Below are 17,876 nucleotides of genomic sequence, written 5' to 3' on the forward strand. Positions count from 1 at the left end.
AATGCTATCCAGGACGGCGGATTGCCTCTTCTGGCTGGGGCGCTATTCGGAGCGTGCCGGCAATGTGGCGCGCGGCCTCGGCGCCACGCTGCGCATGGCGCTGCTGGCCAACCCGCTGAGCGCCGCGGACGATGAATGGCGCGCGCTGATGATCGCCACCGGCTGCGAGCCCGGCTTCCAGCAGCGCCACCCCGTGCTCGGCCAGGACACGGCGGTGCAGTGGCTGACGCTGGATCCCGAGAACCCCTCCGGCATCGCCGCCTGCATCGAGGCGGCGCGGCGCAATGCCCGCACCGTGCGCACCGCGCTGACCGTCGACATGTGGGAGGCGATCAACGACACCTGGATCGAGTTCCGCCGCCTCGATTCCAGCGCCATCAAGGGCGACCGGCTGCCAGGCTTCCTCGACTGGGTGCGCAGCCGCACGCTGCTGTTCAACGGCGCCGCCGCCGACACCATGCTGCGTGACGATGCCTGGCGCTTCTGCCATCTCGGCACCATGCTGGAACGCGCCGACAACACCGCGCGCCTGCTCGACGTGCGCCACGCCGCCTTCGCCGCCGATGCGACCGAGGATGCGGCGAATTACGCGCAATGGCAGGCGGTGCTGCGCTCGGTCTCGGCGCTGCGCGCCTTCCAGCATGTCTACCACAGCCGCCTGGCGCCGGCGCCGGTGGCCGAGCTGCTGGTGCTGCGGCCGGAGCTGCCGCGCTCGCTGCTGGCCTGCTACCGCCGGGTCGAGCAGACCCTGGCCTCGATCGCCGAGGCCAATGGCGGGCAGCGCGGCGCCTGCCATCGCCGCGCCGCGGAGCTGCACGCGCAGTTGCGCCAGGGCCGCATCGACCGGATGCTGGAAGCCGGGCTGCATGATTTCCTGACCGGCTTCATCGACCAGAACGTGCTGCTGGGCCAGGAGATCGGCCAGCTCTACCTGAACGGACGGCAGCCGTGACCTATTGCGTCGGGCTCTGGCTGGAGCGGGGGCTGGTCATGCTCTCCGACACCCGCACCAATGCCGGCGTCGACAATATTTCGACCTTCTCCAAGATGTACACGGCGACGGCGCCCGGTGAGCGGATGCTCTGCATGCTGGCGGCCGGGAATCTCGCGATCACCCAGGCGGTGTGGAACCGCCTGCAGGAGGGGCTGCTGCTGGAGGGCGAGCGGCACACCCTGCTGACGGTGCCCAGCATGTTTCGCGCGGCGCAGCTGGTCGGCGCCGCCATCCGCGCCGTCTACGACATCGACGGGCCGATGCTGAAGGCGCAAGGGGTGGGCTTCGACGTCTCGATCATGCTGGGCGGGCAGATCGCCGGCGGGCCGGTGCGGCTCTATTTGGTCTATGCCGCCGGCAATTTCATCGAGGCGACGCCCGAGACCCCCTTCCTGCAGATTGGCGAGCATAAGTACGGCAAGCCGATCCTCGACCGCGCCCTGCTGCACCAGACCAGCCTGGAGGATGGGGTGAAGCTGACCCTGGTCAGCATGGACAGCACGCTGCGCTCCAACCTGACCGTCGGCCTGCCGCTCGACCTGCTGGTCTATGAGGCGGGCACGCAGGAGATCCGGCTGCAGCGCCGCATCACCGAGGAGGATCCCTATTTCAGGGCGCTGCGCGAGGACTGGTCCACGGCGCTGCGCGAATCCTACCGGCGCATGCCGGAGCCGGACTGGTTGCAGCCGACGCCCCCCTGAGGCGGGATCGCCGGCGGCAGGCGGGGCCTGGTCGCCCTGGTGGACGCCGCCGATCGCGGCAGGCGGTCAGGCCGGCAGGGGCAGCGGCCGGAAGCGCTCCCATTCGACCTCGGCGACGCCGCGCATGCCCGGGGCCCGCAGCGCGATGCTGACCTCCTTGGCCGATTCCCGGTCGGGGTGGGGCGCGAAGCCCGGCGCGCCCAGCATGAAGCCGTGCAGCCAGAGCGGCGCATTCTGGAAGGCGACATGCTCGCCGTCGCAATAGGGCGGATCGCCGAGCGCGCGGGACAGCGCGGCCACCGCCTCGATCCGTGGCGCCGCGAACAGCGCGACCCCGTCCATATGGATCGGCGGCCCGTCGCGGGGCACCATGATCTCGGCGAGCCGCCCGTCCTGGAAGGTCAGCACCAGCCCGCAGCGGCGATGCTCCAGCACCATGCCCTGCTGGAGCTGCGCGGCCTCCGCCATGGCGCCCCGGGTGGCGGCGATATCCTCCTCCGAGATCAGGTCGCCGAAGGACTGCAGCAGTGCGGCGAGGTCGCCGGGGCCGGCGCCCAGGTCGTTCTCATAGGTGATCGGGCCCAGCGGCCCGGCCTGGGCGGCAACCTCGGCGCGGGTCATGCCCAAATGCAGCCCGCCGATGCCGGTCCGCGGCCGCACTGCCCAAGGGTCATGCGAGTGGTCATCCGAGGGGTGATCCATGCGCTGCATCCTCTGCTACCGCTCCCATCATCGGCGGGCGGCGTGGGGAGGCGCGAATGACAAGGGCTTGTGCAGCCGAAGCCCCCCCTTAGCTGTTACCAGGCCATGGCCGCGCCACACCCCGAGAGCTGGATCCGTGTCACCCCGCAGGGGCTCTATTGCGAGCCCGGGGATTTCTTTGTCGATCCGGCCCTGCCGGTGGCGCGGGCGGTGATCACCCATGGCCATTCCGACCATGCGCGCCCCGGCCATGACGCCGTGCTGGCGACGCCGGAGACGCTGGCCATCATGGCGGCGCGGCTCGGCGCCGGCGGGCCGCGCAACCCGCAGCCGCTCGCCTATGGGCAGAGCGTCTTGCAGAACGGCGTGCGGGTGACGCTGGTGCCGGCGGGGCATGTGCTGGGCTCGGCCCAGGTGGTGCTGGACTGGCAGGGCAGCCGGCTGGTGGTCTCCGGCGACTACAAGCGCGAGGCCGACCCGACCTGCGCCCCCTTCGAGCCGGTGCCCTGCGACGTCTTCGTCACCGAGGCCACTTTCGCCTTGCCGGTGTTCCGGCACCCGCCGGCGATCGGCGAGATGCGGCGGCTGCTCGACAGCCTGTCGCTGTTTCCCGACCGCGCGCATCTGGTCGGCTGCTACGCGCTGGGCAAGTGCCAGCGGCTGATCGCGCTGCTGCGCCTGGCCGGCTTCGACCGGCCGATCTACCTGCACGGCGCCCAGGCCAGCATGTGCGAGCTCTATGGCCGCTTCGGCATTGAACTGGGAGAGCTCCGCCCGGTGCCGCGGCCGCAGAAGCGCGGCGAGACGGTGCTGCCGGGCGAGATCGTCCTGGCCCCACCCTCGGCCGAGGCCAGCCCCTGGATGCGGCGGCTGGCCGATCCGGTGACGGCGGTGGCCAGTGGCTGGATGCGGGTGCGGCAGCGGGCCAAGGCGCGCGGCGTCGAACTGCCGCTGATCGTCAGCGACCATGCCGACTGGGATTCGCTTCTGTCCACCATCGCCGAGGTCGGCGCCCCCGAGGTCTGGGTGACGCATGGGCGGGAGGAGGCGCTGATCCATGCCCTGGCCGGCCGGGGCGTGCGTGGCCGCGCGCTGCACCTGCTCGGCCGTGAGGAGGAGGAGGATCTCAGCCTCGAACCCGAGCCCGAGCCGGCGGCGGAGGGCGCCACCCCATGAGCCTGCCCGCCTTCGCCGAACTGCTGGAGCGGCTGATCTTCACCCCCGGCCGCAATGCCAAGCTGGCTTTGCTGAAGCGCTGGTTCGCGACGCAGAAGGACGCCGATCGTGGCATCGGCCTGGCCGCCATCGCCGGCGAGCTTTCCTTCACGGCGGCCAAGCCCTCGATCGTGCGCGACCTGGTGCGCAGCCGCGTCGACCCCGAGCTGCTGGCGATGAGCCACGACTATGTCGGCGACCTGGCCGAGACCGTCGCGCTGATCTGGCCGGAGCCCGAGAACCGCCCGAACCGGCCGCCGCCCGACCTGTCGGAGGTGGTGGAGACCCTGGAGCTCGCGCCGAAGGACCGGATCCCGGGGCTGCTGGAGGCATGGCTGGACACGCTGGACCCCGGCGGGCGGATCGCGCTGATCAAGCTGGTCACCGGCGGGCTTCGCGTCGGCGTCTCCGGCCGGCTGGCGCGGCAGGCGCTGGCCGACTGGTCCGGCCAGCCGGTCGAGGAACTGGAAGAAATCTGGCACGGGGTGCCGCCGCCCTATCTGCCGATGTTCGCCTGGCTGGAGGGCAGGGGCCCGCGCCCCGATCCGCGCGACGCGCCGGTCTTCCGCTCGCCGATGCTGGCGCAGCCGCTGGAGGCGCCGGATATCGCCGCCCTCGACCACCGCGACTTCCGCGCCGAGTGGAAATGGGATGGCATCCGCGTCCAGGCATCGTCGGGTCCGGGTGGGCGGCGGCTGTGGTCGCGCACCGGCGAGGACATCTCCCAGTCCTTCCCCGAGATCCTGGAGGCGATGGAGTTCCACGCCGTGCTGGATGGCGAGCTGCTGGTGATGCGCGACGGCGAGGTCGCGCCCTTCGCCGAACTGCAGCAGCGCCTGAACCGCAAGGTGGTCGGCCCGAAGATGCTACGCGACTACCCGACGGGCCTCCGCGTCTACGACATCCTGTTCGAGCAGGGCGAGGATCTGCGCCCGCTGCCCTTCGACACCCGCCGCGAGCGGCTGGAAGCCTGGTTCGCCGCGACGAAGCCGGCCCGCATGGACCTGTCGCCGCAGATCGCCTTCGTCTCGCTGGAGCAGCTGGAGGGCCTGCGCGAGGGGGCGCGTGCCGCCGGCATCGAGGGGCTGATGCTGAAGCGCGGCGACGCGCCCTATGTCGCCGGCCGGCCGAAGGGGCAGTGGTGGAAGTGGAAGCGGGCGCCGCTCTCGGTCGATGCCGTGCTGATGTACGCGCAGCGCGGCCATGGCAAGCGCAGCAGCACCTATTCCGACTACACCTTCGGGCTGTGGCGCGAGGACGGGCAGGGCGGGCAGGAGCTGGTGCCGGTGGGCAAGGCCTATTCCGGCTATACCGATCAGGAGCTGGTCTGGCTCGACCGCTGGATCCGCAACCACACCACCGGCCGCTTCGGCCCGGTGCGGGAGGTGGAGAAGGCGCTGGTCCTTGAGATCGTCTTCGACGCCGCCCAGCTGTCGGGGCGGCACAAATCCGGCGTCGCCATGCGCTTCCCGCGCATCGCCCGGCTGCGCGCCGACAAGCCGGCGGCTGAGGCCGACCGGCTAGAGACGCTGATGGCCATGGTGGAGAACCGCGCCGCCTGAATTTTTGCCGCGAGCGGGAACTGGGCCGCCCGCGCGGCGTTGCCCCCCCAGGGTCAACCAGGGGAGTGGACCATCATGCTGAAATGGGCGCTGATCTGCCTCGTCATCTCGATCGTTGCCGGCGCGCTGGGCTTCACCGGCGTCTCGGCGGTGGCCGGGCGAATCGCCAAGATCATCTTCGGCGTCTTCCTGCTGCTGTTCATCCTGGTGCTGGTGATGGCGCTGATGGCGGGCGAGCTGATCTTCTGACGCTTTTGCTGCGCGCGGGCTGTTGACGGCAGCGCGCGCGCGGCTTATTTCCCGCGCCACCTCGAAGCCCGCTGGTCAGCCGGCGGGCCCGGGGGGAAGGTGGTTATGGCGGCCTTAGCTCAGTTGGTAGAGCGCCACGTTGTGGTCGTGGATGTCACGGGTTCGAGCCCCGTAGGTCGCCCCACTTCTTCCCCCGTCCAAGAGGTTTTCCAAAAATGCAATTATCCCTGGCCGGCCGGCACGCCCTGATCACTGGCGGCTCGAAGGGCCTTGGCCTCGCCATGGCGCGCGCCTTCATCGCGGCCGGCGCCCGCGTTGCCATTGTCGCGCGCGACCGGGCCACCCTGCAGCAGGCCGCGGCCGAGACCGGCGCCACTCCGATCGCCGCCGATATCAGCACCGCCGAGGGCTGCCAGGCCGCCTATGACGGCGCCGTCGCTGCCTTCGGCCAGGTCGATATCGTGGTCAACAATGCCGGCACCAGCCAGCGCGGCCGCTTCGCCGAGGTCAGCGACGCGCTGTGGCAGAACGATCTGGACCTGAAGCTCTTCGCCGCCATCCGCCTGACCCGCCTGGCCTGGGCCGGGATGGAGCAGCGCCGCTGGGGCCGGGTGATCAATGTGCTGAACATCGGCGCCAAGGCACCGCCCGCCGAGGGCGCCCCGACCGCCGTCAGCCGCGCCGCCGGCATGGCCCTGACCAAGGTGCTGGCGAATGAGGGTGCCCCGCACGGCATCCTGGTCAATGCCCTGCTGGTCGGCATCATCGAGAGCGACCAGTGGGTCCGCCGCCATGCCGCCGATCCGCGCGGCCTGAGCTTCGACGAATGGAAGGCCGAGCAGGGCAAGACCGTGCCGATGGGCCGCCTCGGCAAGCCCGAGGAATTCGCCGCCACCGCGCTGTTCCTGGCCAGCGATGCCGGCGGCTACATCACCGGCACCGCGCTGAACGTCGACGGCGGCAAGAGCCCGGTCGTCTGACTGATAGAAAAAAGATGGGGTCCAGGGGAATTCCTTCCCCTGGCCTTTCTTATTTCCTGATCCGGTCGAGCGTCATCAGCGCCCCGCCCGCGACGAGTCCCCAGAAGGCCGCGCCGATCCCGAAGATTGCCAGTCCCGAGGCGGTGGTCGCGAAGGTGGTGATGGCCGGCAGGCGCTGCCGCTCATCGGCCAGGGCCGCGGTCAGCGCCCCGCCCAGGCTGGCCAGCAGGGCGAGGCCCGCCACCGTCTGGATCAGCAGTGGCGGCGAGGCGGCGATGAAGGCCACCGCGAAGCTGGCGCCGAGGCCGAGCAGGATATAGGCGCCGCCGCAGGCCAGCGCCGCGATCCAGCGCCGCGCCGGGTCCGGATGGGCGTCACGGTTGGCGCAGAGCGCCGCGGTGATCGCTGCCAGGTTCAGCGAATGGCCGCCGAAGGGGGCGATGGCGGCGCTGGCCAGGCCGGTCCAGGTGAAGATGGGCCCCGGCTCGGGCCGGTAGCCATGCGCGTTCAGCACCGCCAGCCCCGGCACGTTCTGCGAGGCCATGGTGACCAGGAACAGCGGCACCGCGATGCCGATGGCGGCGCCGGCGGAGAAGCCGGGCGTGACCCATTCCAGGCGCGGCGCGATCTCGGCCAGGGCGCCATGCGGCAGCGGGGTGGCCAGCACGATCAGCACCGCGGCGACGGCGACCGCAATCGGCACGGCGTAGAGCCGGACGAAGCGCCAGGCCAGCGCCCAGGCCAGGATCACCGGCAGGGCCAGCATCGGCATGGCGCCGACCGCGCGCATCGGCGCCAGGCAGATGTCGAGCAGGATGCCGGCCATCATCGCATTGGCCAGGCTGGGCGGGATGGCGGCGACCGCGCGGCCGAAGGGCTTCCACAGCCCGGCCAGCAGGATCAGCAGCCCGGCCATCAGGAAGGCGCCTACCGCCACCGGGAAGCCGCCTGCCGGCATGCCGGTCGCGACCAGCAGCGCGGCACCGGGCGTGGACCAGGCGATGATGATCGGCAGCCTGAGCCGCGTGCTCATCCAGATCGCCAGCAGCCCCTGCATGACGCAGAGGGCGAGCAGCCCCGAGGCCGCCTGCGCCGGCGTCGCGCCGACCGCGCGGAAGCCCTGCAGCACGATGGTGAAGGAGCTGGCGAAGCCGACGATGGCGGCCAGCACGCCGGCGACCAGGGGCTGCACCAGTCCGGCGCGGGCAGGCGATGACGACACGGCCGGAACTCCCTCTGGCTTCGCCCTGGCAGGGTAGCGTAATGTTGGATCCAATCAACGGCCGGATGATGGATACCCGACCTGTGACTGCCGCAGAGACCTCCCCGCTGGACCGCCTGGCGCCCGAGCTGGCCGCCGGCTGGCGCACCGCCACTGAATATGTCGAGGGCATCCTGAAGGCCGCGATCCTCGACGGCCGGCTGCCCGGTGGCACCGCGCTGCGGCAGGAGGAGCTGGCGGCGCGCTTCGGCGTCAGCCGCATGCCGGTGCGCGAGGCATTGCGCCAGCTGGAGGCGCAGGCGCTGGTCGATGTGCTGCCGCATCGCGGGGCCGTGGTCACCGCCATCTCCGCCGTCGATGCCGCCGACGGCTATGCCATCCGCCGGGCGCTGGAGCCGGCGGTGCTGCGCCTGTCGATCCCGCGGCTGACGGCCGCCGACCTGGCCGAGGCGGCGCAGCTGATCGCCGCGATGGACGAGGAGGCCGACCCGGCGCGGATGGGCCAGCTGAACCGGCGCTTCCACATGGCGCTGTACCGCGCCGCCGGCCATGCGCGCATGCTGGCGCTGGTCGGGCAGGAGCTGGCCGGATTCGACCGCTACCTGCGCTTCCACCTGGCGGCGCAGGGGCGGGAGCACATGGCGCAGCAGGACCATCGCGCCATGCTGGCCGCCGCCGGGGCGGGCGATGTCGCGGCGGCGGTGGCGGTGCTGGAGCGGCACCTGGACCAGGCGGCCGCCGCCATCGCGGCCTTCTTCACCCGGCGCGGTGCCCCGCGCGACGCCTGACACGCTGTCACCGAGACTTCTCCGGACTGTCATCCGGCTGTCGCGCCGCGCGGTGTTCCTGCGGGCCTCGGCGCCCGCCCCGGGGCGCTGCCGGCACGGAACGAGCTTCATGACCCACAGCACCGACCAGGGCGGCGCCATGCCGCGCGAGCGCCTCGAGCTCGAGGATATTGGCAGCAACCCGACGCCGCGCGAGACGATCGGCGAGCTGGTCGAGCGCCGCCTGTCGCGCCGCGCCGCGCTGCGCGGCCTGCTGGGCGCCGGCGCGGCGGCCGGGCTCAGCGGCCAGCTGCTCGCCTCGGCCAGCCCGGCGGCGGCGCAGGGGATGGCGGCGCAGGGTGGGGCCGGCAGCAGCCTCGGCTTCCGCGAGATCGCGCACCAGATGACCGAGCGCGACGCGGTGCCCGAGGGCTACGAGATCCAGACCGTGATCCGCTGGGGCGATGCCGTGCTGCCGGATGCGCCGGCCTTCGACCCGCAGCACCAGACCGCCGCCGCCCAGGCGATGCAGTTCGGCTACAACAACGACTTCATCGAGTTCTTCCCGCTGCCGCAGGGCAGCCGCACGGCCGATCACGGGCTGCTGACGGTCAACCATGAATACACCGACCCGCATCTGATGTTCCCGGGCCTGACCGATGAGGAATTGGCGCGGCAAAACCCGACGCGGGAACAGGCGCTGACCGAGATGGCGGCGCATGGCATGTCGGTGGTCGAGATCCGCCGCGAGAACGGCCGCTGGGCGCCGGTCGCCGCCGGCCGGCTGAACCGCCGCATCACCGCCGGGACGCCGATCCGGATCAGCGGCCCGGCCGCAGGCCATCCCCGGCTGCAGACCAGCGCCGACCCCACCGGCCGCCAGGTGCTCGGCATGCTGAACAATTGCGCCGGCGGCAGCACGCCCTGGGGCACCGTCCTGACCGCCGAGGAAAACTTCAACCAGTATTTCGGCGGCGCCACGGCCACCACCGGCGCCCAGGCCGCCGCCTACAAGCGCTACGGCATCGTCGAGAAGGCGGGCTATGGCTGGAACAGGCATGTCGCGCGCTTCAGCCTCGACGCCGAGCCGAACGAGCCGAACCGCTTCGGCTGGATCGTCGAGATCGATCCCTACGACCCGCAGGCGGCGCCGGTGAAGCGCACCGCCCTCGGCCGCTTCAAGCATGAGGGCTGCACCCACGCCGTCTCCGCCGATGGCCGCGTGGTGTTCTATTCGGGCGATGATGAGCGCTTCGACTATGTCTACAAATTCGTCACCGCCCGCGCCTGGAACCCGGATGACCGCGCCGCCAACCGCGACCTGCTGGATGAGGGCACGCTTTATGTCGCCCGTTTCCTGGAGGATGGCCGCATGGAGTGGCTGCCGCTGGTGCAGGGCCAGGGCCCGCTGACCGAGGCCAATGGCTTCGCCAGCCAGGCCGATGTGCTGATCGAGACGCGTCGCGCCGCCGACCTGCTGAAGGCGACGCCGATGGACCGGCCGGAGGACGTCCAGCCCAACCCGGCCAATGGCCGCGTCTATGCGATGCTGACCAACAACACCCGCCGCAAACCGGAGCAGGTGGACAAGGCCAATCCGCGCGCCGCCAACGCGCATGGCCATGTCATCGAGATGATCCCGCCCGGCGCCGGCACCGACAAGGTGGACCACGCCGCGACCGAGGGGCGCTGGGAGATCTTCCTGGTGGCCGGCCGGCCCGGCGTCGATGCCGGCGCGCAGTACCACCAGGGCACCAGCGCCGAGGGCTGGCTGTCCTGCCCGGACAATTGCGCCTTCGACAGCAAGGGCCGCATCTGGATCGCCACCGATGGCGCGCCGGGCACCTCCAAGGTGGCGGACGGGCTCTATGCCGCCGATACCGAGGGGCCGGGCCGCGGCTTGACCCGGCTGTTCTACCAGGCGCCGACCGGCGCCGAGGTCTGCGGCCCCTGCTTCACCCCGGACGACCAGACGGTGTTCCTGGCGATCCAGCATCCGGGCGACGACAAGGGCAGCAATTTCGGAAACCCCTCCACCCGCTGGCCGGATTTCGACGCGGCCCTGCCGCCGCGGCCCAGCGTCATCGCCATCGTCCGGCGCGGCGGCGGTGCCATCGGGTCCTGAACCGCCCGGCATGACCAGGGCTGGCGCCGGGGGCGGCTCTGCCCCCGGCGCCGCTTTTTGTAGGGGGTTTTTGGGCGGGCGGCTTTTTTTTCACCCCTGGCGGGGCAATCTCTGCACCATGAATCGTCGCTTCCCTCCCTTGCGCCGCCCGCCGGTGACGCTGCCGTCGGGGCAGGGCGCCTTGAGCCGCTTCGGCGGCTTCGCGCTGCTGGGCTTCTCGCTCTGGCTGGTGTCGCTGCTGGCGCTGTTCCGCGCCCTGGTGGGGCTGTTCAGCTGATGCCGGTCGAGCCCCTGCGGCGCGAGCTGCGCCGCCTGCGCGGCGCCATGCTGGTGCTGGTGGCGCTGCCGCTGCTGCCGGCGCTGCTGGTCAACCTGATCGGCGGCGCGCAGCGGCCGCTGCTCGGCATCCTGCTCGGCCTGCTGCTGCTGGGGCTGGCGGTGCACCGGCTGCGGCGCGGGAAGTCGCAGCCGGCTGCCGTGCTGGTCGGCGTCGCCACCGGCCTGCTCGCCGGCCTGTCCGCCGGGGTGGCGCCGCTCGGCGCCGTCGTCTTCGGTGGCATGGCCTGGTTCGGCGCCCGCCTGCTCTACCAGGACGCGCTGCCGGCCGTGGAGGAGCCGCCGGCGCCCGTCGCCCCGCCGCCGCCGCCGGCGCCCGACCTGCTGGAGCGGCCGCGCGCCCGGCTGGCCGTGCTGCAGGGCGCCGATACCCGGCTGCGCCCGGCCGTCGCCGCGCTGGGCACCCTGCTGGCCGAGCTGGCAGAGCGTCCCGGCGCCCTGACCGAGGCACGCCGCTTCCTCAACCTGCAGCTGGACGGGCTGGAGCGGATCAATGGCCGGCTGCGCGCGGGGGCCGAGCCGCCGCCGAGCCTGGGCGAGCTGGTCGAGGACATGGCGCGCGGCAGCATCCAGCTGCGCGACCGGGTGCGCGCCGCCGAGACCGAGGCGCTGGAGATCCAGGTCAAGGTGCTGGCCGACCGACTGCGAGAGGAGGGTTACGCATGAGCCATTCCATCGGCACTTCCCCGGGTGTCGCCGCCACCGAGACCCTGGCGCGCGAGACCATCGCGCCGGAGCGGGTCACCGCGCTGGCCGCCGAGATCGACCTGCGCGACCCCTCCACCATCCTGCGCTTCGGTGCCGAGGCGCAGACCCGTGCGGCGACGGCGGCGGATGCCATGCTGGGCGCCGTGCGCAACCAGGCGACCGGCGAGGCGGGCGAGGCGCTGTCCGGCCTGCTCTCCACCCTGCGCGGCTTCGACGTGACCGCGCTCGGCGAGAAGCCCGGCTTCTTCGCCCGCGTCTTCCGCCGCGCCGGCGCCGAGGCCGCCGTGGTGCTGCAGCGCTACGAGACGGTGCGCGGCCAGATCGAGACCATCGGCGACAAGCTGGACAACCACCGCACCCGGCTGATGGAGGATGTCGAGCGCCTCGAACGCCTTTATGGCGCGACGCTCGACTGGTTCCACGCCCTGGCCGAGCATATCGCCGCCGGCGAGACGGTGCTGGCCCGCACCGATGCCGAGGTGATCCCGCAGGCGGTGGCCGCCGCCGCCGACAACGACAATCCGCTCGGGCCGCAGCGGCTGCGCGACCTACGCTCGGCGCGCGACGAGCTCGACCGCCGCGTCCATGATCTGCGGCTGACCCGGCAGGTGGCGATGCAGTCGCTGCCGGGCATGCGGCTGATCCAGGAGAACGACAAGGCGCTGGCCTCGAAGATCCATTCGGTGCTGGCCAACACGGTGCCGCTGTGGCGCACCCAGCTGGCCCAGGCGCTGGCCATCCAGAACATGCGTGAGGCCAGCGGCGCGGTGCGCGCGGCGACCGACCTGACCAACAAGCTGCTGACGGCCAACGCCGAGACGCTGCGCCAGGGCAATGCCGAGGCGCGCATCGAGGTGGAGCGCGGCGTCTTCGACCTGGCCGCCGTGCAGCAGGCCAATGCCGCGCTGGTGGCGACGCTGGAGGACAGCCTGCGCATCGCTGAGGAAGGCCGCGCCGCCCGCCGCCAGGCGACCACCGAGCTGGCCAAGGCGGAGGCCGAGATCCGCCGCGCCCTGAGCGCCGCCGGGCCCTCCACCCGCCGGGCCTGATCCTGCCCGCCTGATTCTACCAGCCTGATCCTGGGGGCGGGGGGCTTGACCCGCCGCCCGCCAGGGTTTCCCATCCCTTGAGTCCAAGAAGGGAGAAGTCGACATGCGCGCCTGGGCCGTGGTCGAATGCGGGGAACCGCTGCAGAACATCGAGATGCCGCTGGCCGAGCCGGTCGGTGAGGAAGTGCTGGTCGAGGTGACGCATTGCGGCGTCTGCCATTCCGACCTGCACATCTGGGAAGGCAGCTACGACATGGGCAGCCGCGGCAAGATGTCGCTGAAGGACCGCGGCGTGGTCCTGCCGCTGGCCATGGGGCATGAGATCGTCGGCCGTGTCGCCAAGCTGGGCCCGGATGCCAAGGGCGTGCAGGTCGGCGATGTGCGCATCGTCTTCCCCTGGCTCGGCTGCGGCACGTGCAACCGCTGCCAGGCTGGCCAGGACAACATGTGCCAGGTGGCCGCCCGCAGCATGGGCGTGTTCCAGAACGGCGGCTACGCCACCCATGTCATCGCCCGCAGCCCGAAGCACCTGATCGCCTTCGACGGCATCGACCCCGCCGTCGCCGCGACCTATGCCTGCTCCGGCGTCACCGTCTATTCGGCGATCCAGAAGGTGCTGCCGCTGCCGCCCGAGACGCCGATCGTGGTGGTCGGCGCCGGCGGCCTCGGCCTCAACGCCATCGAGATCCTGAAGGCGCTGGGCCACAAGCGCATCATCTCGGTCGACATCTCGGCCGAGAAGCTGGAAGGCGCCAAGAGGGCCGGCGCCACCGACACGCTGCAGGCCGGTGGCGAGGACACCACCGCCCGCCTAGTCGCGCTTTGCGGCGGCCCGGTCGAGGCGGTGATCGACCTGGTCAACGGCACCCAGACCGCGCGCTTCGCCATCGACGCGCTGGGCAAGGGCGGCAAGCTGATCCAGGTCGGCCTGTTCGGCGGCGAGATGAACGTGCCGCTGCCGCTGATGGCCACCAAGGCGCTGACCATCCGCGGCAGCTATGTCGGCAACCCGCAGGAACTGCGCGAGGTCGTCGGCCTGGCGCAGCAGGGCAAGCTGTCGCCGCTGCCGGTCAGCACCACGCCGGCCTCCGAGGTGAACAACGTGCTCAACCGCCTGAAGGACGGGAAGATCAACGGGCGCGTGGTGCTGACGGCGGCCTGAAGGAACAGAAGAAAGGCCGGGGGAAGGAATTCCCCCGGACCCCCATCTTCTTTCTGATTCAGAAGTCAGCGCCGCGTCTGCCGGGCCGTGGCGCACCCGTCTTCACGGGGACATGGCAATCGGACATAAAAAAGAAGGGGTCCAGGGGAATTCATTCCCCTGGCCTGCCTCTGTCTTACTTGCCGATGACCCGCTCCACCCACTGCGCCCAGCCGAGCAGCGCCGCGTCCTGGCCGAAGGGCGCGACCAGCTGAATGCCCAGCGGCATCCCGGCCGGGCCCCGCCCGGCGTCCAGGCTGATGCAGGGACCGTGCAGCGCGGTCCACAGCGCGTTGCAGGCAGGCTCGCCGGTGGAATGCAGCCCTTCCGGCGCCTCGCCGGGGGCAGAGGCGGTCAGCAGGATGTCGTGATCCGCCATCAGCGCGGCGAAGGCGGCGCGGCCCGTGGCGAAGGTCGCGCGGCTCTGCGCCAGGGTGGCGGCGCTCATCGTCTCGGCCCAGTCGAGGCGCTCGTTCAGCACCTCGGAAATCCGGTCGCGGTGATGCGCCCGCTCCCAGGCCAGGGCCTGCAGGGTCTCGCCATGCATGACGGTGGCATGGATCTCGTGCACGGCGTGCACCGCCTCGGGCAGGGCGAGCGCCGTCACCCGGGCGCCGGCGGCAGACAGGCGGGCGGCGGTGTCCTCCAGCAGGGCGCGGGTCTCCGGCGACAGGCGGTCCTCGGCCGGGCCGAAGCACAGCGCGACGCGCGGCGCGGTCTCGGCGATGGCGGAGAAGTCCTGGTTGGTCAGCACCCCGGCGAAGAGCGCGCAATCGGCGGCGCCCCGGCCGAAGACGCCGATGGTGTCGAGGCTTTCGCTCATCACCTTCATGCCGGCGCGGTGGATCAGCCCGTGGCTGGGCTTGAAGCCGGCGATGCCGCAATAGGCGGCGGGGCGCAGCACCGAGCCCGCGGTCTGCGTGCCGAAGGCCAGCGGGAAGAAGCCGGCCGCGACCCCGGCGGCGGAGCCGGAGCTCGATCCGCCAGGGGTGCGCCGGGCGTCGTGCGGGTTGGTCGTCGGGCCGGGCTGGCGGGTGGCGAATTCGGTGGTCACCGTCTTGCCGATAACGCGGCCGCCGGCCGAGCGGGTGCGGCTGACGGCGAAGGCATCGGCGCGCGGCTGGTGGCCGGCCCAGATCGGCGAGCCGTATTCGGAGGCCAGGTCGGCGGTGTCGAGCACATCCTTGACGCCCACGGGCAAGCCGCCGAGCGGGCCGGCGACCACGGCCGGGGCGGCGCCGGCACGGATGGTGAAGGCGCGCACCACCGGCTCGCGCTCGGCGATGCGCGCCTGGCAGGCTTCCCACAGGGCGTCGGCGGTCAGCTGCCCGGCGGCGATGCGCCGCAGGGCTTCGGTGGCGGAGAGATCGGCGGGATGGGTCATGGCCCCGATGCTAGGCCAAATGCGGCATCGGTCCAGAGGCGAGGGCAGGGGCCTCGGCTTTCGTTTCCTCCTGCTCGGCGCGGGCGGCATAGCGACGGGCGAGCGCGGCGCAGGCGAAGAGCTGCAGCTGGTGGAACAGGATCAGCGGCAGCACGATCAGGCCCAGGCTGGCGGCGGGGAACAGGATATTGGCCATCGGGATGCCGCTGGCGATGCTCTTCTTCGAGCCGCAGAAGACGGCCACCACCTCGTCGGCGCGGGAGAGGCCCATGCGGCGGCTGACCAGGCGGGTGGCGCCGAGCACGGCCGCCAGCAGCGCCGCGTTGACCGCGACGATCAGCGCCAGGGTGGCCAGGTCGATCTGCTGCCAGATGCCGGCATTCATGCCCTCGGAGAAGGCGGTATAGACCGAGATCAGGATCGAGCCGCGATCGACCAGCCCGACCACCAGCTTGTTGCGCTTCAGGAAGCCGCCGATCCAGGGCCGCGCCGCCTGGCCGAGCGCGAAGGGCAGCAGCAGGTGCAGCGCGATATCCTTGACGATGTCGGTGGAGAAGCCGCCGGCGCCGCTGGTCCGCATCAGCAGCGCCACCAGCAGCGGCGTCAGCAGCATCCCCACCAGGTTGGACAGCGTCGCCGCGCAGAGCGCCGCCGGCACGTTGCCGCGCGCCACCGCCGTGAAGGCGATCGACGACTGCACGGTCGAGGGCAGCACGCAGATGAAGAGAATCCCGAGCGCCAGCATCGGCGGCAGGAAGGGCTTCAGCGCGAAGGTCAGCGCCAGGCCGAGCAGCGGGAAGAGCAGATAGGTCGAGCCCGCCACCAGCGCCTGCAGCCGCCAGTGCAGCAGCCCGTCCAGCACCGCCTTCGGCGCCAGCTTGGCGCCATGCAGGAAGAACAGCAGGGCGACGGCCAGCGAGGCGACCTGGGTCATGGCCTCGGCCGCCCGGCCCTGCGCCGGCAGCAGCGCCGCCAGGATGACGGTCGCCACCAGCTGGATCAGGAAGGGGTCGATGCGCAGGCGGCGCAGGAAGGCGGGCATCGCGGCAGCTCCGGTTGCAGTGCCGCAGAGCTAGGCCCACCGCTCTCATTCCGCGAGGGAATGTTTCTGATATCAGTCACCACGATTTATGATAACAGGAAAGAATGGTCCCGCCGCTGCTGCTCCGCTCCTTCCTGGCTGTCGCCGAGACGCGCAGCTTCACCCGCGCCGCCGAACGGCTGGGGCTGCGGCAATCGACCGTCAGCCAGCATATCCGCAAGCTGGAGGAGCAGATCAGCCGCGCCCTCTTCGCCCGCGACACCCATGCCGTCGGCCTGACCCCGGATGGCGATGCGCTGCTCGACTTCGCCCGTCAGGTGCTGGAGGCGCAGGCGCGGATGCAGCGCTTCCTCGAGGGCAGCCAGCTGCGCGGCCGCATCCGCCTCGGCGCCTCGGAGGATTTCGTCTCTGCCCAGCTGGCCCAGGTGCTGGCGGAATTCATCCAGGCGCATCCGGCGGTGGACCTGGAGCTGACCGTGGGCCTCAGCGGCATCCTCTATGAGCGGTATGACGCAGGCGAACTCGACGTCATCGTGGTCAAGCGCCGCGCCGGCGATCCGCGCGGCCAGCTGGCCTGGCGCGAGGCGCTGGCCTGGGTCGGCCGCCCCGGCTGGCGCCCCGACCCGGCGCTGCCGCTGCCGCTGGTGCTCTACCCGCCGCCCTCCATCACCCGGGCGTTGGCGCTGGCCGCGCTGGAGGCGGCCGGGCGCTCCTGGCGCGTCGCCTGTTCCAGCGCCAGCCTCAGCGGGCTGCGCGCCGCGGCGCAGGCGGGGCTGGGGGTGGCGCCGCATTCGCGCCGGCTGCTGCCGCCGGGGCTGGCGCCGCTGCCGCCCTCCCGCCACCTGCCGCCGCTGGGCGAGATCGAGTTCGTCGTCATCGGCCCCGGCCCGCAGCACCGCGTCGCCGCCGCCCTGATCGAGGCGCTGCTGGCCCGCCCGCCGGAATGGCAGCCGGACGGCTGACACCCGGCCCCCTGGCGGAGAGCGGGCGGAACCCCCATTTTCGCGGCCATGTCCGATGCCCGCTCCCAAGGCGCCACCATCCGGGTGGCGGTCGGCGCCGACGGGGCGCTGCTCTATGCCGTGCCCGGCGGCCCCGAATCCCTGCCGCCCGTCGCCCCCCGCGCCCTGAGCCTGGCCTGGGACGCCGCGCGCGCCGCCGCCGCCGCCGAGGCCTGGGGGCCGCATCGCAGCCTGGCCTTCGCCTCCGGCGTGGTGCTGGCGCTGGCCGATGCCGATGCCGCCTGCTGGGCCGAGGCGGTCGACCGCAGCGTCGGGCTGGAGCGGCTGGAGGGCCTGGCGCTGTGCCTGCGGCTGCTGGCGCTGGTCGAGCTGATGGGCCGCGCCCGCTGGCTGCGCGGCCTCTTCGCCATCGGCGCCGAGGGGATCGAGCTGCATCCGGCGCTGCTCTCCGCCGCCGCGGTGCAGCCGCTGGATGCGGCGGGGCGGTTCGACGAGGCCGCCATGAAGCGCCTCCTGTCCAACCGCATCGCCGGCCCGTCCGGCGCGGCGGCCGCCGGGGAGGGGGCGGGGCGCATCGCCTCGCCCTGATTTTCTTGTCTTTGGGGGGCTGCGCGCCGGCCGCGCCCCTGTCAGACTCTGCCCCTCAGACTTCGTGACCAGACCCGCCGGAGCGCGCC

General features: G+C 72.0%; 18 protein-coding genes and 1 tRNA gene. 15 read left to right on the forward strand and 4 right to left on the reverse strand.

The window, feature by feature from the left end; translation table 11 throughout:
- The first annotated feature begins 1 nt into the window (after window position 1).
- Both WFI16_RS05980 and WFI16_RS05985 read left to right on the forward strand, forming a co-directional pair.
- A complete protein-coding gene (locus WFI16_RS05980; RefSeq protein ID WP_419896874.1) occupies window positions 2–952 on the forward strand; it encodes an alpha-E domain-containing protein in 951 nt (316 codons plus the stop codon).
- A complete protein-coding gene (locus WFI16_RS05985; protein ID WP_419896875.1) occupies window positions 949–1,695 on the forward strand; it encodes a peptidase in 747 nt (248 codons plus the stop codon). The genes WFI16_RS05980 and WFI16_RS05985 overlap by 4 nt, the downstream gene beginning before the upstream one ends.
- A 66-nt stretch (window positions 1,696–1,761) precedes the next feature.
- On the opposite strand, the gene WFI16_RS05990 is transcribed toward WFI16_RS05985, so the two are convergent.
- Entirely contained in the window at window positions 1,762–2,397 is a 636-nt protein-coding gene (locus WFI16_RS05990; protein ID WP_419896876.1) for a hypothetical protein, read from the reverse strand.
- 105 nt (window positions 2,398–2,502) lie between these two features.
- Between WFI16_RS05990 and WFI16_RS05995 the strand changes: the two genes are divergently transcribed.
- From WFI16_RS05995 to WFI16_RS06015, 5 genes are all read left to right on the forward strand, one after another.
- Window positions 2,503–3,573, forward strand: coding sequence for a ligase-associated DNA damage response exonuclease (locus WFI16_RS05995; RefSeq protein WP_419896877.1), 1,071 nt, complete (start codon window positions 2,503–2,505; stop codon window positions 3,571–3,573).
- A complete protein-coding gene (locus WFI16_RS06000; RefSeq protein ID WP_419896878.1) occupies window positions 3,570–5,174 on the forward strand; it encodes a cisplatin damage response ATP-dependent DNA ligase in 1,605 nt (534 codons plus the stop codon). Before WFI16_RS05995 ends, WFI16_RS06000 begins: the two co-directional genes overlap by 4 nt.
- Before the next feature lie 75 nt (window positions 5,175–5,249).
- Window positions 5,250–5,423, forward strand: coding sequence for a DUF1328 domain-containing protein (locus WFI16_RS06005; RefSeq protein ID WP_076955885.1), 174 nt, complete (start codon window positions 5,250–5,252; stop codon window positions 5,421–5,423).
- 108 nt (window positions 5,424–5,531) lie between these two features.
- A tRNA-His gene (locus WFI16_RS06010) sits at window positions 5,532–5,607 on the forward strand.
- Window positions 5,608–5,638: 31 nt separating this feature from the next.
- The gene (locus WFI16_RS06015) at window positions 5,639–6,403 is read left to right on the forward strand and encodes an SDR family oxidoreductase (RefSeq protein ID WP_419896879.1); all 765 of its coding nucleotides are present in this window, start codon (window positions 5,639–5,641) and stop codon (window positions 6,401–6,403) included.
- Between the two features lie 49 nt (window positions 6,404–6,452).
- Here WFI16_RS06015 and WFI16_RS06020 read toward each other — a convergent pair whose 3' ends face one another.
- Window positions 6,453–7,625, reverse strand: coding sequence for a benzoate/H(+) symporter BenE family transporter (locus WFI16_RS06020; protein WP_419896880.1), 1,173 nt, complete (start codon window positions 7,623–7,625; stop codon window positions 6,453–6,455).
- An 83-nt stretch (window positions 7,626–7,708) separates the two neighbouring features.
- Between WFI16_RS06020 and WFI16_RS06025 the strand changes: the two genes are divergently transcribed.
- The 6 genes from WFI16_RS06025 to WFI16_RS06050 all read left to right on the forward strand — a co-directional run bounded on the left by WFI16_RS06025 (window position 7,709) and on the right by WFI16_RS06050 (window position 13,772).
- Window positions 7,709–8,413: a GntR family transcriptional regulator gene (locus WFI16_RS06025; RefSeq protein ID WP_419896881.1), complete on the forward strand. Its 705-nt coding sequence runs from the start codon at window positions 7,709–7,711 to the stop codon at window positions 8,411–8,413.
- A 109-nt stretch (window positions 8,414–8,522) separates the two neighbouring features.
- Window positions 8,523–10,517: a PhoX family protein gene (locus tag WFI16_RS06030; protein WP_419896882.1), complete on the forward strand. Its 1,995-nt coding sequence runs from the start codon at window positions 8,523–8,525 to the stop codon at window positions 10,515–10,517.
- 118 nt (window positions 10,518–10,635) lie between these two features.
- A complete protein-coding gene (locus tag WFI16_RS06035; protein WP_419896883.1) occupies window positions 10,636–10,794 on the forward strand; it encodes a hypothetical protein in 159 nt (52 codons plus the stop codon).
- Window positions 10,794–11,519, forward strand: a complete 726-nt coding sequence (locus WFI16_RS06040; RefSeq protein WP_419896884.1) for a hypothetical protein — start codon at window positions 10,794–10,796, stop codon at window positions 11,517–11,519. The genes WFI16_RS06035 and WFI16_RS06040 overlap by 1 nt, the downstream gene beginning before the upstream one ends.
- On the forward strand, window positions 11,516–12,610 hold the full coding sequence (locus tag WFI16_RS06045) for a toxic anion resistance protein (RefSeq protein WP_419896885.1): 1,095 nt from the start codon (window positions 11,516–11,518) through the stop codon (window positions 12,608–12,610). The genes WFI16_RS06040 and WFI16_RS06045 overlap by 4 nt, the downstream gene beginning before the upstream one ends.
- Before the next feature lie 103 nt (window positions 12,611–12,713).
- A complete protein-coding gene (locus WFI16_RS06050) occupies window positions 12,714–13,772 on the forward strand; it encodes an alcohol dehydrogenase (RefSeq protein ID WP_419896886.1) in 1,059 nt (352 codons plus the stop codon).
- A gap of 175 nt (window positions 13,773–13,947) precedes the next feature.
- Here WFI16_RS06050 and WFI16_RS06055 read toward each other — a convergent pair whose 3' ends face one another.
- Together WFI16_RS06055 and WFI16_RS06060 are read right to left on the reverse strand one after the other, a co-directional pair.
- Entirely contained in the window at window positions 13,948–15,195 is a 1,248-nt protein-coding gene (locus WFI16_RS06055; protein ID WP_419896887.1) for an amidase, read from the reverse strand.
- A gap of 10 nt (window positions 15,196–15,205) precedes the next feature.
- On the reverse strand, window positions 15,206–16,237 hold the full coding sequence (locus tag WFI16_RS06060) for a bile acid:sodium symporter family protein (protein ID WP_419896888.1): 1,032 nt from the start codon (window positions 16,235–16,237) through the stop codon (window positions 15,206–15,208).
- Window positions 16,238–16,341: 104 nt separating this feature from the next.
- Here WFI16_RS06060 and WFI16_RS06065 point away from each other — a divergent pair, with 104 nt between their 5' ends.
- Window positions 16,342–17,199 (forward strand): LysR family transcriptional regulator, encoded by an 858-nt coding sequence (locus tag WFI16_RS06065; RefSeq protein ID WP_419896889.1) that lies wholly within the window; start codon window positions 16,342–16,344, stop codon window positions 17,197–17,199.
- 48 nt (window positions 17,200–17,247) lie between these two features.
- The gene (locus WFI16_RS06070; protein WP_419896890.1) at window positions 17,248–17,787 is read left to right on the forward strand and encodes a hypothetical protein; all 540 of its coding nucleotides are present in this window, start codon (window positions 17,248–17,250) and stop codon (window positions 17,785–17,787) included.
- The last annotated feature ends 89 nt before the right edge of the window (window positions 17,788–17,876 follow it).

The organism is Roseomonas sp. USHLN139 (assembly GCF_037145735.1).
In the GTDB taxonomy this organism is placed as follows: domain Bacteria; phylum Pseudomonadota; class Alphaproteobacteria; order Acetobacterales; family Acetobacteraceae; genus Pseudoroseomonas.